Origin of the sequence: Duncaniella muricolitica (assembly GCF_910574735.1) — a bacterium.
Taxonomy (GTDB): domain Bacteria; phylum Bacteroidota; class Bacteroidia; order Bacteroidales; family Muribaculaceae; genus Duncaniella; species Duncaniella muricolitica.
In genome coordinates, this window is sequence record NZ_CAJTCF010000045.1 from 1 (window position 1) to 16,189 (window position 16,189).

Annotated in this window: 9 protein-coding genes; 2 read left to right on the forward strand and 7 right to left on the reverse strand. The window is 54.5% G+C overall.

Annotated features, from left to right (window positions below):
- Positions 1 to 594: 594 nt before the first annotated feature.
- The 7 genes from QGT73_RS10610 to polA form a co-directional block, all read right to left on the reverse strand.
- A complete protein-coding gene (locus QGT73_RS10610) occupies positions 595 to 2,181 on the reverse strand; it encodes a hypothetical protein (RefSeq protein WP_280122424.1) in 1,587 nt (528 codons plus the stop codon).
- 107 nt (positions 2,182 to 2,288) lie between these two features.
- The gene (locus QGT73_RS10615; protein WP_280122425.1) at positions 2,289 to 3,608 is read right to left on the reverse strand and encodes a RagB/SusD family nutrient uptake outer membrane protein; all 1,320 of its coding nucleotides are present in this window, start codon (positions 3,606 to 3,608) and stop codon (positions 2,289 to 2,291) included.
- An 18-nt stretch (positions 3,609 to 3,626) separates the two neighbouring features.
- The gene (locus tag QGT73_RS10620; RefSeq protein WP_425278397.1) at positions 3,627 to 6,917 is read right to left on the reverse strand and encodes a SusC/RagA family TonB-linked outer membrane protein; all 3,291 of its coding nucleotides are present in this window, start codon (positions 6,915 to 6,917) and stop codon (positions 3,627 to 3,629) included.
- Positions 6,918 to 6,980: 63 nt separating this feature from the next.
- Positions 6,981 to 9,644 carry a zinc-dependent metalloprotease gene (locus tag QGT73_RS10625; protein WP_280122426.1) on the reverse strand — a complete coding sequence of 888 codons (2,664 nt, stop codon included), beginning with the start codon at positions 9,642 to 9,644 and terminating at the stop codon, positions 6,981 to 6,983.
- 559 nt (positions 9,645 to 10,203) lie between these two features.
- A complete protein-coding gene (locus QGT73_RS10630) occupies positions 10,204 to 10,944 on the reverse strand; it encodes a UDP-2,3-diacylglucosamine diphosphatase (protein ID WP_280122427.1) in 741 nt (246 codons plus the stop codon).
- Between the two features lie 28 nt (positions 10,945 to 10,972).
- Positions 10,973 to 11,293, reverse strand: a complete 321-nt coding sequence (locus tag QGT73_RS10635; protein ID WP_123617877.1) for a metal-sulfur cluster assembly factor — start codon at positions 11,291 to 11,293, stop codon at positions 10,973 to 10,975.
- An 81-nt stretch (positions 11,294 to 11,374) separates the two neighbouring features.
- Positions 11,375 to 14,167, reverse strand: coding sequence for a DNA polymerase I (gene polA / locus QGT73_RS10640; protein ID WP_280122428.1), 2,793 nt, complete (start codon positions 14,165 to 14,167; stop codon positions 11,375 to 11,377).
- 111 nt (positions 14,168 to 14,278) lie between these two features.
- On the opposite strand from polA, the gene QGT73_RS10645 reads away from it, so the two are divergent.
- Both QGT73_RS10645 and QGT73_RS10650 read left to right on the forward strand, forming a co-directional pair.
- Positions 14,279 to 15,256 (forward strand): polyprenyl synthetase family protein, encoded by a 978-nt coding sequence (locus QGT73_RS10645; RefSeq protein WP_280122429.1) that lies wholly within the window; start codon positions 14,279 to 14,281, stop codon positions 15,254 to 15,256.
- Positions 15,246 to 16,082: a glycosyltransferase gene (locus QGT73_RS10650; RefSeq protein WP_280122430.1), complete on the forward strand. Its 837-nt coding sequence runs from the start codon at positions 15,246 to 15,248 to the stop codon at positions 16,080 to 16,082. Before QGT73_RS10645 ends, QGT73_RS10650 begins: the two co-directional genes overlap by 11 nt.
- The last annotated feature ends 107 nt before the right edge of the window (positions 16,083 to 16,189 follow it).

The window sequence follows — 16,189 nt, forward strand, 5'->3', positions numbered from 1 at the left end:
ACATTAACTTTGTATTCAATAGTTTTGAATACCATAAAGTTACAAAACTTTATGGACATAAAAAAGCCTCAGCTTGTGAAAGTTGAGGCTTTTGCTATTTTTTTTGAGAAATAGTTCTGCAACAACCTCTGTGCGAACTTAGGCCATGGCAAGCATCCGCGCAAGCGGTGCGCAGCCATGGTATAAAGACAGATATAAGACGATGCGCCGCGTAGCGGTGCTACAAAATGTCATGATGGTAATTCACTGCGACTTAACGTTTTGATACGCTTGTATTGTTGTACCGCTACGCGGCACATGCTGTGGATAATTGTTCTGTACCATGGCTGCGCACCGCTTGCGCGGATGCTTGCCATGGCCTAAGCTCGCACAGGCCCTACGGGCCTTTCCTTGCTACAACAGTCTGCAAATTATCTGCTTTCGGGTATTTTGCAACATCCTCACCTGTCAGGTAGAATTGGAGCGGGCATCTATGATGCACCTCGTTGTTCATCCGTAAGTCTAAAAAAACATAAAAGTCAAAGTTTGTGTCAGGCATTTGAGAGCCTTGTCACAAACTTTGACCTTTATGCTTTATCGCTTATGTGCAATCGGTTACTTTACGAGGATTTTCTCTACCTTGTTGCCCTGACGGCGGATATAGAGACCGTTTTCGGGATTGTCCACGCGGATGCCCTGGAGGTTGAAGTATTCTACGGGGGCGTTGGGGTCAAACTCTGCCTCGATGTCGGTGATGCCGGTCTGCTTTGACTCGTAGGTATAGGTCTGATAGTCGACCTTGGTCGCGTCGCTGCTGACAAGAGCCATAACGCCGTTGCCTACAGCTATGCCGCATCCGGTGGCAGGTGCCATCGAGAAGGCTGTGCCGTCAAACCAGTAGGAACCGCCCACTTTTGAGCCGATGGTGTTGATATAGAGCGCGCCGTCCACGAGTGCGGTCGATGATACCTTTTCGCTGCCATTCTCACCTTCATCAATACCGTTGGCATATATCTGACCTACGCTAAGATCAGCAGCTCCGAATTTTGCAACAAATACGTCGCTCTTACCAACAGGAGCCACGGTTGCGGCGGCTGCTTCGGCAGCCGGAGCGGCTGTATCGAACGAACCGACCATATACACGTCATTGCCGTTGATAATAAGGTCTTTCAGTCTGTCATAAGAAATTAACGATTCAGATGTAGCTTTCTTAATAGATGAAACAGCTCCATCCTTTACAATCACATAGTCAACCACACCGACCGTAGGTGTGAGTGTTGTCTTATAGGTGCCTACTTCTACATTTACGGCATTGGTTGCCTCGCTTGTCGACATGATGAAACCGGCTGTCACCTGGCCATCCTTTACTGTTACGACAGGGGAACTGAGCGAGGGAGTTGTATCGGCAAACGGGCCGGTAAGCTCCATTTTTGCTACGATTTCGGCTGTGCCAAGTGTTGCGCAGTCTACCGAGAATACTCCGACGTTAGGCACGTCAAAGTACATGAAATCAAACAGGTTGCTGTATGCTCCGTCGAAAGTTTCGTTGCCGATTGTGGTCTGGCCTGTGAACGAGGCGGTGGCATAGACTTTACCACCGGCCACCTTTATATCGGATATAGCGAAATACAAATCCTGGGCTGTAGGTGAGTACAAGCCGGTTGCCACGAGTTCGGGAAGAGATTCGGGCACAAACGATGTCACCTCGACAATCTTGCCGTCTTTGTCGTATTTTGCTATAAACGATGACGACTGGTTGCTTCCAAACTCACCGTCGATTTTAAGTCCATCTTTGCTGATGACAGGCTCGCCGTCGACCGATGATGAGAGAAACTCCACCTTACCGGCAAATGTGCCGCCTACATAGATATTGCCCTCGGCATCGGTGGCAATACCATTGATTTCAGCCGAGCCGGCGAGTGATGCGCCCCATTTGGGAGTGTTGGTGGCGTCATATTTCAGAATATATGCATTGTTTACGCCTTCACCAAACACTTCCTTGCCTGCAAATGAGAAATCCTCTTTGAATGATCCGGTGATGATGAGGTTGCCCTGGGCATCGTATGTTGACGGATTGGAATAGGTTACAGTCTCGGGGGTTACGTTAACAGAGCCTTTGTACTGCTCTTTGAGCACAGGCACAGCGGCCGACATGCCCATGCATGTCACGGCTGCCGATAATGAAAGTAAAAGTTTTTTCATTAGCGAATAATTTGTTGGTTAATAATGTTTGTCAGTCTATACGTGAAAATATGTATCACGCAGTGACGGATTCGTCCCGTCACTACGTGAAATTATTCATGAAACAATCAGTTGGCAAGCGAGGGATTGGCCTCGATGGCAGCCGCTGGGATGGGGATGGTGTAACGCGAGTCGCCCTGTTCGAGCACGAAAGTCTCGCCTCGGAATGTTTTCTCGATGCGGGGCTGGGTGGTGCGGCGCAGGTCAAACCAGCGGTGACCCTCAAACGCAAGTTCCCTTGCACGTTCAACATATATCTCCTCGATAAGTTCATCGGGAGTCATAGCTCTCACGGCAGTTTCCTTGGATGTGTAGCCTGCGGCGGTAAAGCGGGCTTTCTGGAGGGTGAGCAGATAGTCGGCGGCGGTGTCATATTCATTCTGATTCCAAGCGGCCTCGGCGGCATTGAGATACATCTCTCCTGTACGCATCGAGCATGAAAACTCGTTGCTGCCCCCTTTGCGAATGGTGATTACGGCGTCGTTCTTATAATAGGTGCTTCTGCGGCGGTCGGTGCGCGTGTACAGAGCGTAAAGATTGTCGCTCACAAGCGATGCCTTCTCATAGTTGTTGGTCATCACTTTCTCGAGGGCCACGATGTTTTCGGGCGAGTTGTAGGCATTGGGGAGTATGACAGACACATCGGCCAGCTCGCTCTTCACGGCCAGCACACGGCGTGAAGCCGCGAGACTCTCGGCCCACTCGCCCATGTAGAGATACACGCGCGAACGGAGAGCGTCGACGCTGAGTGTGTTGAAGCGATAGTTATACCCGAGGTCCCAGGTGTCGACATTGAGTCGCTGCTGTGCGGCGTCGAGGTCGGCGAGTATCTGTGCATAGATGTCCGAGAGCATCGAGCGCGAGAGGGTGGCTTCCACATCGCTGTCGACCTTGAGGGGCACAGCTTTGGTCACCGCCGGGTCACACTTGGTGTAGGCCGGAGCGTGGAGGTTGGCCAGAATGAAGTGCATGTAGGCACGCAGCATATAGGCCTCGCCCACCATCTGGCTTATCTCCTGCGGAGTGCCGTCGGTCATGGTCGACTCCGACTCTATCACGTAGTTGGCTATGAACAGCACGTGATAGAAGTTGCGCCACGAGAATGTCGAGGTGTTCTCGCTCGCCGCATTGTCATTCCATATCCATATGTCCTTGTATGACTCTATGTCCATCGGATTGGTGACATCGAGTTTCATCTCGTCGCCTCTGAACGATGCCAGTCCGCGGTCGTCGGGCACGGTCACATAGGCCTCGGTCATGAGCGCGCGAAACTCGGTGGCGGTCGTCGGTATCACCTTGCCCACGGGCTGGATGTCAAGATAGTCGTCACACGCACTGAGGACAAGCATCAGCGGTGCAAACAGCATATATAAGAGTGTTTTCTTCATATTCGGTCGAGTGAGAGATTAGAATTTGAGATTAAGACTGAATGTATAGGTCTTGGGGATGGGCTGGGCGAAGGGGTTGCCCATGGTCTCGGGGTCGAGGAAGTTTTTGTAGTTTGAGCCGAACACCCAGAGGTTTCTTGCCTCGAAAGCCACCGTGAGGATGCTCATGCGCAGGGGCTTGAGCACGCTCGGGGGGATGTTGTAGGCCAGACGCAGGCTCTGCAGACGGAAGTAGTCTGACTTCTTCACCCATGTGTCGAGCATCGAGTAGGCGTTGCCATACTGCGCGTAGTAGCTGTAGACGGGCGAGGTGGTGTCCTCGGGCATGAGGGCCGGCAGAGTGCCTGTGGGATTGGATGATGTCCAGCGGTCGAGGATGTCGCGGTTGGTGTTCATGCCGCGGTCAAAGTAGGTGTTGCTGTAGGAGGGCTGGATGCGGGTATACATGCCCAGGTTGAAGGCGAAGTTGACCGTGAGGTCAAAGTCGCGATAGGAGAAGTTGTTGATGAAACCTCCCGTCCACAGCGGGTCGCCCGAGCCGATGTAGGTGTAGAGGTCGCGCTGCTCCTCGGCTGAGAGGGTGGACGCGCCGGCCGCGTTGAGTTTGAAAAACTCCTGTGCGGTCTGCTTCGAGCCGTCCTTGGCAAGATAGAGCACGTTGCCGTTCTCATCGAGTCCGGCAGTCTTGTAGGCGAAGATGGCGTTGACGGGATAGCCTTCGCGCGAGGGTGTGGTCTGGTTGGACGGCACGGTCTCCTGGAGCACGGTGTTCTCGTTGTAGGCGAGGTTGAAGTTGGTGGTCCAGCGGAAATTGCGTGTGGCTATGTTGCGTGTGGCCAGTCCGACTTCAAAACCCTGGTTGCGCATCGAGGCCCAGTTGACCATATAGGACATGAAGCCGGTCTCGAGCGGGAGCATCTTGAGCGCGATGAGGTCGTCGCCCTTGCGGTGATAGTAGTCGGCCGTAAGAGAGATGGCGTTGTCGATGACCGAGATGTCAAATCCGGCATTGGTCGTATAGGTCTTCTCCCAGCGCAGGCGGCGGTTGGGGGCCGAGCCGAGCACGATGACGTCCTCGGTCACGCCGGGGAGGATGGAGGCGTTGTTATAGTTACCCATCACAAACGATGAGGTGTTTTTGTCGATGTTGCCCTGTATACCGTAGGATGCGCGGAAGGCAAGGTTGTTGATTACGGTCGACTCGCGCAGCCAGGGCTCGTCGCTCGCGCGCCACAGTCCGCTGAACGAGTAGAGCGGCAGGAAGCGGTATTTCTTGGCCACACCGTAGAGGTCGCTGCCGTCAAAACGCACGCTCGCTCCGAGGGTGTAGCGGTTCATGAGCGTGTAGGACCCTGTGGCGAAGAATGAGGCATAGGCGTTTTCGCTCACGCTCTCGGAGTGGAGCTGGAACTGGCGTGCCCAGTCTTCGTTGGGAAACATCACCGGCTTGTTGGTCAGTGTCTTGGGGTCGTAGCCATAGGCGGTCGACGAGAAGTAGTCATACCACGTCTTGCGGAGCTCGGTGCCAAGCATCACTTCCAGATCGTGGCTGTCGGTAAACTTGTTGCTGTACTCGAGCTGTCCCTTCCAGGTGAGCTGCTTGTTGGTCGACTTGTTCTGTATGTGACGTCCGCCATAGGGGAGAAACGACGCGCTCACGCCGTCATTGCCTCTGATGGAGGTGCGGTAAAACTCTTTGCGCATGGCATATGTCTCGGCCGAGGCATAGCTCTCGGTGTCGGAGCTGTCGAGCTGGAAGCCCACCTGAGTATAGGCGCGCAGCCAGTCGTTGAAGCGCAGGCTTGCGTCGAGCAGGGCGGTGACACCGGTGGTCTCCTGGACACGCTTGGTGTTGGCGCGCTCCTCAAAGATGTTAAACTTCAGGTCGCTGTCCTCACGGCCCTGGATGTCGGTGTCATAGATATAGTTGCCGTCGGCATCATAAGGCTCCTGATAGGGATTGGCGCGGCGCGAGTAGTAGACAGGGTTGGTAAAGCCGTCGTTGTCGGTGATATAGGAGTTGTTTTTGCGGTGGTTGACAAAGACCGATGCGCCCACCTTGAAGTGACGGGTCACGTTATAGTTGGTCTTGAGCGTAAGGCTCAGGCGGTTCATGTCCACGCCTATCACGTTGCCGTTCTCCTCCTGATAGCCGAGCGAGGTGTAGTAGGTGGCACGGTCGTTGCCGCCCGAGAGGCTGAGGTTATACTCCTGATTGAAGGTGTCGCGGAAGAGTATGTCGTTCCAGTCGGTGTTGATGGCGCGCAGGGCGTTGATCTGCGACTGCACCGATGCGGGGAGCGCGCCCCATCCGCCGGTCTTGTAGACGTCGGTCATTCCGGCGTTGGCGAGTATGCGTGCCACCGCGCCCTTGTTCTCGCGATAGGTGTAGTCCGAGTTGAGCAGCGACAGCTCCAGGTCGACTTTCTCGTCGGAGGAGAGCAGGTTGAGGCGGTCGATGTCGGGACGGGGTGAATAGGTGAGACGGGTCGAGAAGTTGATTTCAGGTGCGCCCGAACGGCCCTTCTTGGTGGTCACCACGATCACACCGTTGGCGGCGCGTGTGCCGTAGATGGCTGTTGCGGCGGCGTCCTTCAGTACGGTTATGCTCTCGATGTCGGCGGGATTGAGGCCGGCTATCGACGACTGGTAGAGGTTGTCGATGTCGTTAAGCTCTTCGAGCGTGGGTACCTCGGTGCCGTTGACGGGTATACCGTCGATGACCCACAGAGGGTCCTGGGTGCCGTTGAGCGAGGCCGTACCGCGGATACGTATCTTCATCGGCGCGCCGGGCGAGCCGCTGCTCTGTATGGCCGAGAGGCCTGCCACCTGACCGGCCAGAGCCTGGTCGACGGTCATTATCGAGCCGAGCTTGCTGTCGTCAAGCTCCACTTTGGTAATCGAAGCGGTGAGTTTGCGCTTCTCGATATTCTGGTAGCCTGTCACCACTACGTCGCTCAGCACTTCCGACGCGCGGTCGAGCTGGAGGTCATAGTTGTCAAGGCCGGGCACGAGCTCTATCGTGCGGGGATTATAGCCCACATAACGAATTTCGAGCTGTTTCACTGCGTCGGGAATGGTTATGGAGAATTTTCCGTCGAGGTCAGTCACCACTCCGAGGGTCTTGAGCGGGCTGTTGGCTTCCTTGAGCTGTGACTGCGATACGGTCACCGAGGCACCTATCAGCGGCTCGGAGTCTTCCGACGAAACTACCACACCTGTCACCACCCTGTCGGCCGCAAGCATGTCGGGAGCGGCGAGGAGAGTGACTATCAGGATGGTAAGACTGGTTATAAAATGCTTTGCCATTCAGAATTTGATCGATTATAGTTACTACATTCTTGTGTGTTTATTCATTGCTTGGACTCCGGCTCACTCCAGCGGCAGACCGAGAGCTGTGTTGATGCGCATCAGCATGTCGGCATAGTGATAGCGGGTGGTCTTGTCGGCCGTTGCGGCGCGGCTCTTGAGGAGCGAACGCACTCTCATGAGCTCTCCGCGCTTGATGGAGATGGCGTCCGACACACGGTTGGCCTGAGTGGAGCTGAAGTTAAGTTTGCGGCCGGCGCATGTCTGCTCGCCGAGCGCGTGGTTGTGACCGCAGAGGTCGGGGGTCTTTACATCAATGGTCGGGAGGTCTGACTCCATGTCGCGCAGTGCCACACCGTCCTTCACGCCCTGCTTCTCACAGGCGGCGATAATGAGGGCGTCGACATAATTTTTCTGCATCGAACGCTCGCGCACACCAGGTGTGCGGCCCTGGATGGTCGACTTGAATATGCCGTTGTGGAGCATGTCGGTCATCTCTACGGCCGTAAAAGCGTCGCGTCCGTTGCGGGCTTCATTCTCGAGCATGCGCACGAGTCGGTCGTTGTGCAGCAGATCCCACAGCAGATAGCTCTGATAGTTGGTGAGCATGAGCGAGGGAGCCTGCTCGATGCGGCCTATCGGGGTGTTCTGCACGAGATAGGTGTAGTCGGAAATCTCGTTGTTGAAGAGCCAGTCGGTGTCGGTGAATGCCTCGTCGATGAGAAATTTCACTGCGTCGCGCTGACGCTCTTTCTCGACAAAAGTGTAGGCCTTCTTGCCGTTGTCGACAGTGGCGTTGTCGATATATATGCCGCCTACATTCGCAAGGGCGTGATACATGAATCTGTTCCACTGTCCGAGCACCGAGCTGTAGAGGTTGGACGCCTCGTCATAGTTCTGTCCCGGCTCGCCTGTTGTGGTCCACTTGATGATGTTGGGTACCACACGGCGCAGATTGGCCAGACCATAGCGCGATGCCTTGATATTGTTGTCACCGAGGTCTTCGCTCAGGGCGCGGGGGTCGACGGCCTCGCGCGAGTCCTGTGCCTCGCTGTAGCGGTAGAGGGGATTGTCGGCATAGCACGAGAGCAACTGCTCGAGATGCTTGTGCTCGGCCTCGGGGTCGCGCTCGGGATACCAGCGGTAGCCATACTCGATGGCAAACAGGTCATACGGGCCGAGGTTGGGTGTAAGCATCTTCACGCCGTCACCGGGCTGTGCCACGAAGTTAAAGCGCGCATAGTCCATGATTGACGCGGCCGTGCCGCCTATCATTGTGGTGAAACGCTCGGAGCGGAGCGAGTCGACGGGGATTGAGGCCGATGCTATCATGTTGTGACGCAGACCAAGCGAATGGCCTACCTCATGACAGGCCACAAAGCGCATGGCGTCGCCCATCACTTCGTCGGGGAGCTTGGGGGCGCGCACTCGCGGGTCGACGGCTCCGGTCTGGACCACAATCCAGTCGCGGAGTATGTCGAGCACGTTGTGCCACCATATGATGTCGGCCTCGATAATCTCGCCCGAACGGGGGTCGGTAATCGAGGGGCCCATGGCGTTTGACATCTTTGAGGCCACATAGGTCAGAGTGGAGTAGTTGATGTCGTTTTCGTCGGCCTCCTCCCCTTCGGGAAGTTCGCGCACCTGTATGGCGTTTTTGAATCCTGCCATCTCAAAGGCTTTCTGCCAGTCGAGTATGCCGGTCTTGATATACGGTACCCATTGGGCGGGGGTAGATTTGTCGATATAGAACACGATGGGTTTCACCGGCTCCACGAGACGTCCGGCCATATAGTCGGCCACATCCTCGGGGCGGGGTTCGAGACGCCAGCGGGTGATGAGATTTTCACGCGACACACGCTGCTGGTCGTCCGAGTAGCGGAGATTTGACTCGGTGAAATATCCCACACGCGACGAGCTGTAGCGTCCGGGCATCGGGGTCTCGGGCAGGAGCACTATGCTTGAGCCTATCTCTACGGTCACATTGACCTTGCCGCCCGGCTCCGACACGCTGGTGGTGAGCTCGGAGACGGCATAGACATTGTTGTCAAACGCTTTGATGCTCACAATCCTCGAGAGGTCTTTTACGGCGGGGGTGCCGATGTTGATGTCGTTGAACACGTCGCCAAACGTGCTTTTCGAGCCGTTATACAGGTCATTGACCTTTATCACCACGGCGGTCGAGTCAGGATTCTGGGCCTCGATGGGAAACGAGGCTATGAGCGGGTCGATGTAGTTGTTGTCGACGCTGCGGGCTATGGCATCCTTGCCTTTGACGGTAGGACGCACACGGGCTTCGCGCACGAGCACACGCTTGTCTTTATTGTCGAGTTCGAAGCGCACCATGACATTCGATGTATTGATGCCGCGGTTGACGCCGGCCTCGTTGAGTTCGCGGGGCACACGCACCAGTTTGTTGACTATGAGCATGTCGCGACCCATAAGGTCGCGGGGTATCTCGAAATAATAGTCGTCGCCGTTATGGATTACTCCAAACATGCCTCGGCTCACGGTGGCCGTGTCGGTGAGGATTTTTTCGTAAGAGTTTTTGGCTGATGCCGACGACTCTGTTCCCTCGCCGTCTTTCATTGATGATTTCTTTTTCTTCTTTCCGAAGAACAGGAAGCTCTTTTCGTTGTCTGAAACGGTCGAGCCAATAGCGTCGGCGTGAAATGAACCAATCACTCCAGCCAATGCGACCGATAATACAATCTTATTAAATTTCATAAATTACTGTGCTCAAAAATATCAGTTACTGTGCTTCAATTATCGTATTCATCTCTACATTGCGTCATCCTCGTGACGCAAAGTTTACAAAATTAGCTATTTATTCGCAAATTTCCGTCACATTGACAGGCAAACTTTCTCATAGTTAAGCATTTTTAAACTTTTGTGGCCATTTTGACAAAACAGGTTAACTCCTCGTGCAAATCCGTCACATAATTCCCACGGATAAATGTGTGCGGGCCCCGATACTCCCCATTGATCATGTCTCAACCCAATCGACATAAACGATAAAAAGGAACTGCTTCACGCAGCTCCTTTTCATGAGTTTCCAATAGGTACAATTTCTAAGGTAAAAAAGATTGTTTTAGGTTCGTGATGCAAAAGTAGGGCTATTTGCGTGAGCAGTGAAATATTTTTATATGTTATCCAACATATTTTCACCTTCCCGGATTTTGTGATGTTGCGAAAATCGCGCCCAACTTATTGTATCACAATTTGGTGTATTGTTAACATTTGGATTTTTCGTTCTGTTAAAATACGTTAAAATAGTAATTTCGTATCAATTTTTTATTGTAAAAGTATCAATTTTGAGACTCTCTCCGTCCCACACGGCATAGGAAAATTTCGATATCCAATCGCCGAGAACGACCATCTTCGCGCCGTCCGGAAGGGCTTTTTCCATGAGCACATGCAGGTGTCCGAAGACGAAATAATCAACCTTTTCTACGGCCGCGGCATTGTAGTCGATGGCAAATCGTGTCAGGTTGTCACACACAGTGGCCGGGGGAAGATAGCCGCCCGACTTGCGGCTGTGTGACGACCATGCGTGAGCGAAGCCGACGGTCCACCGGGGATGTATGGCGGCAAACATCCGCTGGGCCACGCGACATCTGAATAACTTGCGCAACGCCCTGAACGACCATGGCAACCGACCGACGCCGTCGCCATGCTCAAGAAGAAAACGCCGGCCGTCAATCTCGGTGACCATCATGCCGTCGTGGACTTTCAGGCCTATTTCCTGCGGGAGATAATCAAAAATCCATATGTCGTGATTGCCCTTGAACCATATTATCTCCACGCCCTTGTCGGCAAGCCGTGCGAGCTCTCCGAAAAAGCGTGTAAACCCTCTTGGCACTACATCGCGATATTCCCACCAGTAGTCGAGTATGTCGCCAAGCAGAAATATACGCTTGGCTGTCGGCTCGATAGAGCGCAGAAACTCCACCACCATGCGCTCGTGGGCACGATGGTCGGCTATATATCCGGCTCCGAGATGCAGGTCGCTGATAAAATAGGTCATCGGGGGGAGTGTATATGACAATTCAGGCTCAGAGAAATCCGAGGTCGAGTTTGGCCTCTTCGCTCATCATGTCCTTGGTCCATTCGGGCTCAAAGACGATGCGTATGTCCACACTCTTTATGCCGTCGATGCTTTCGAGCTTGATGCGGGCATCGTCTATGATAAAATCGGCCGCAGGACAGTTGGGCGCGGTCAAAGTCATGTCGATATGCAGATTGCCGTCATCATCCAGGTCGATGCCATAGATAAGGCCGAGATTGTATATATCGACAGGTATCTCCGGGTCAAAGACGGTCTTGAGCATCTTGACCACCTTCTCCTCAATCACAAGTTTCTCTTCTGAAGACATTTATTTTAATTAGTAATTGGCAATTGGTAATTGGTAATTAGTAATTTTTTTTAACTCTCGACTCTCGGCTTTCAGCTCTGATTAATGCGCTTCGAGCCAGTTGGCTGCGACGCCGGCGGCCACTTCGAGAGGCACGGCTCCGGCATATGCGCCCTCCATACCCTCGAAAACTATGCGTTTGAGCTCGTCGAGTTCCTCGGGCACTACGTTGAATATCAATTCGTCATGCACCTGCATAATCATACGCGAGCGGAGTGAACGCCGCTGCATTTCGGTGTATATCCTCACCATCGCCACCTTTATGATGTCGGCGGCCGAACCCTGGATCGGGGCGTTGACTGCATTGCGCTCTGCATAGCCGCGCACCACGGCATTGCGTGAATTGATGTCGGGCAGATAGCGGCGGCGGCCCATGCGGGTGGTCACATATCCGCGTTCGCGGGCATCGACTACAGCCTTGTCGAGATATTCACGCACATGGGGATAGGTCTCGAAATATCCGTCAATGAGTTTTTTTGCGTCGGGACGCGATATGCCGAGACGTTCCGAGAGCCCGAAGGCCGAAATGCCGTAAATGATGCCGAAATTGGCTGTCTTGGCATGGCGACGCTCGTCGTCGGTCACTTCCCCGAGAGGCTTCTTGTAGACCTTCGAGGCCGTGATGCGGTGTATGTCGTCGCCCGACAGGAAAGCTTCGATCATATCCTTGTCATCGCTCAGGTCGGCTATGAGACGCAGCTCTATCTGTGAATAGTCGGCACTCATCATCAGGTCGCCGTTGTCGGGGATAAACGCGCGGCGTATCTCACGTCCGTCATCGGTGCGGATGGGGATGTTCTGCAGATTGGGATTGGTCGACGAGATGCGCCCGGTGGCTGTGACAGTCTGGTTGAATGATGTGTGTATCTTGCCGGTCTCGGGGTTGATTAGTGCCGGGAGGGCGTCGAGATAGGTGGTTATGAGTTTGCGCAGACGTCTTATCTTGAGTATCAGCCCCACGAGCGGCACCTTGTGGGCATACTTCTCCAGCACCTGCTCTGTGGTTGAGTAAGAGCCCTTGGCCGTGCGTTTGGCCTTGGGGTCGATGGCCAGACGGTCAAACAGCACCATGCCAACCTGAGCGGGCGAGGCGATGTTGAAGGGGCCTCCGGCCATCTCGTAAGCCTCCAGCTCGAGCGCGCTGACCTGCTCCTTGAGTTTGGCGGAGAGGTCGGTGAGCACCGAGGGGTCGATTCTCACGCCGGTCCACTCCATGTCGGCGAGTACGCGTATGAGCGGAAACTCCACCTCCTCGAGCAGACGTGTCATCTCGCGCTCGGCCACTTCTGCCTGAAGGCGCGGACGCAAGCGCAGGGCCAGGTCGGCCTCCTCGCAGTAACGGGCCACGGCAGCCTCCGGCTCAAGCGAACTCTTGGGGTGGCCCGGACGGCTGTCGGCCGGCACACCCTGAAGGGGCATGTCGAGATATTTGAGCGAGATGGTAGCCACATCGTGCTTCATCTCGGGGTCAATCACATAATGGGCCACCGATACGTCAAAATAGGGTATATCGAGCGATATGCCTTCGTGGCGCATCAGCAGCAGGGTGCGCTTTACGTCAAAGCTCACCATGAGCGGAGTCTTGCCGCTGAAAAGCGGCGACACGATAGCGCGGATTTCGGCACGGGCCGCAGTATCATCCTTGGGAAAGGGGATGAAATATCCGCCACACGGCTCCCATGACAATGCCAGACCCTCGAGGCGGGCCGTCATGGCCTCCTCGCCCGGAGCATAGGCGGCTATGCCGATCACCGGTTGGGCAGAAGCGAGTTTTATAATCTCGGCCGCGCGCGCCGGGGTCGATACCATCTCGTAGTGACGCTCCTCGCAGACTTCCACAGCAGCCGGTGCGTCGGCCGGTGCGTCAAACAGTGACCCCATGCCCGAACCGTCATCGGCCGGCGCGGCCTGAGCCGGCGCAGCCGGTGTAGTCTTGGCCACAGCTTCGCCTGATGCTATCTGAGCCTTCAGACGTCCCATGAGCGACTTGAAATCCAGCTCACGAAAAACTTCCATCAGGCTGTCGGCGTCAATCGGGCGTCTCACGAGGTCATCGACCTCGATATCAATAGGCGCATCGGTGCATATTGTGGCGAGCCACTTCGACATGCGTATCTGGTCGGCGTTCTCTATGACGCGACGCTGCAGGGCTCCTTTGAGTTTGTCGGTATTTTCGAGAAGATTCTCCACACTGCCCCATTCGTCAATGAGTTTGCGGGCGGTCTTCTCGCCCACGCCGGGACAGCCGGGGATATTGTCGGAAGCATCCCCCTCGAGAGCCAGCAGGTCTATCACCTGGCGGGGCTCGGCTATGCCGTAACGCTCACACACCTTTGCGACATCTCTCACTTCAAACCCCTCGCCTTTGAGCGCGGGCCTATACATATATATATATGGAGCCACGAGCTGACCGTAATCCTTGTCGGGGGTCATCATGTAGGTGTCATACCCCTTTGCGGCCGCGCGTGTGGCCAGAGTGCCTATCACGTCGTCGGCTTCATAGCCGGGCACCTCGATGACCGGGATGCGGTAGCCCTCGAGTACACGCTTTATATAAGGTATGGCCAGAGTGATGTCCTCGGGCTGCTTGTCGCGCTGGGCTTTGTAGGCCTCAAACTGCTCGTGGCGGAATGTGCGCCCGTGGGGCGGGTCGAAGCATACAGCTATGTGAGAGGGATTCTCCTTGCGCAGCAGATCGTCAAGAGTGTTGCAGAAGCCAAATATGGCCGACGTGTTGAATCCCGCAGTCGTAGCAAACCGCGGAGAGTGAATCAGCGCGTAGTAGGCGCGGTATATCAGGGCGTAGGCGTCCAGTAGAAATAATCGCTTTTCCATATATCAGCACACCGGCCTGCACCTGTGCAAGCCGAAATTGCTGTAAAGTTAATGATTAAATTTCATAAATTTGGACTTTTTACAGAAGATTTTGTAAATTTGCACTCCGTTATGACCGACATCCATACCATACGCCGAGCACTTGCCCCCGACCTTGAGAGCATCAACTCTCTGATAGCCGACAGGCTCAGTTCGACCAATCCCCTCATCAACGAGGTGATAGGCCGATACCTCAGTCATAAAGGCAAACAACTCCGCCCCATGATGGTAGTGCTCACGGCCCGTCTGCTCGGAGCCGCCGTCACCGACCGTGTCATAGCCTCGGCAGCATCCATCGAGATGCTCCACAATGCCTCGCTCATACACGATGATGTCATCGACCAGTCGTCCACACGCCACAACGCGCCCACCATCAATGCCATGTGGGACAATCATATCGCTGTGCTCGTGGGTGACTATTTCGTATCGTCGGCCCTCCAGCTCGTGATTTCGACGGCCGACCTTCGCGCCATCGAGACCATCGCCTCGCTCGGCCGTCTGCTCTCGACCGGCGAGATGGACCAGATACACAACGCCGCCAACAATTCAATCTCGGAAGAGTCATATTTCGAGATTATCACCCACAAGACAGCTTCGCTCTTCGTGGCATGCGTCGAGATGGGAGCCTATGCAGCCGATGCCGACAGCCGCAAGCTCGATATCATGAGACGCTTCGCACTGCTTTTCGGACAGTGTTTCCAGATTAAAGACGATATATTCGATTATTTCCACTCCGACTCGCTGGGCAAGCCCACGGGTAACGACCTGCGCGAAGGTAAGGTCACGCTGCCGCTCATACATGCTCTTGGCCGCACCGATTATCCGGGATGCCGGGATGTCGCCTCACTGCTCGCACGCGGCTCGCTCAATGACGATGAGATAGCATCGCTCATACGCTATGCCATCGAGGCCGGAGGCATAGACTATGCCGAGTCAACACTGCTGCGTCTGCGCGACAAGGCGGCCGAGACGCTTGCCGAACTCGGGCCTGACGCCGACACGACTCCGCTCCTCACACTCCTCGACTATATCATAGCCCGTGACAAATAACGTCTCACTCTGCACGCTCGATGTTGCCATCACGACACATACCCCCGAAGGCTTACAGCGTGTCGAGGCAATGAATCTGCCCAAAATCAGCGGAGTCTCATATGTTATCTCGTGGCAAGACCATAGGAACGCGCCTATACCCGAATCACTCCTATGCCGTCATGATATCAACATACACAGATTTGATCAACAAGGATTGTCACGCAATCGCAACAATGCTTTCGACCACTGCAAGTCTGACATCATATTATGTTCCGACAATGATCTGACATATACTGACGAAGGACTGACGGCTGTCATGAAGGCTTTTACCGATCATCCTGACGTAGACTTTGCCACATTCAGAAGCATACATGGCGGCAGTAGCGTCATTTATCCCTCCGAGAGTTGTCGGCTGTCACTTCCGCTCCCTAAAAACTATTATGCGACCAGTTTTGAGTTGGCTTTCCGCCGTCGTACAGCCGGCTGGCTGAGATGCCACCCTGCATTCGGGCTCGGAGCTAAGAGCATGCACTGCGGTGAGGACGAGCTACTTCTTCTCTGCGCCATACATCGCGGACTCAACTGTCGTTTCTTCCCTATAACCATATGTTCCCATCCCCATCTCTCGACAGGTACCAAAGCACGCCTCTCAGGCAAGGACCTTCGGGCCATGGGCTGCATAATCGCACTGACTTATCCTATATCGTTTATGCTCAGAATACCGCTCAAAGCCTATCGAGTGCACTCTTCGCGCCAATCATCTCTGGTCAAGGCCCTATGGTATCTGACCTCGGGAGCATTGCGCGCTCCGTGGCTTTTTCGCGACAGGAGATACCTGTGGTAAAGATTTACGGGAGTGGATGTGTTAATAAAGCGGTGATTTTGAGGATTTATTTTCAGTTTTTTACGGTCGTTTCGGGAAAAATCATTACCTTTGCAACCTAAAATCTA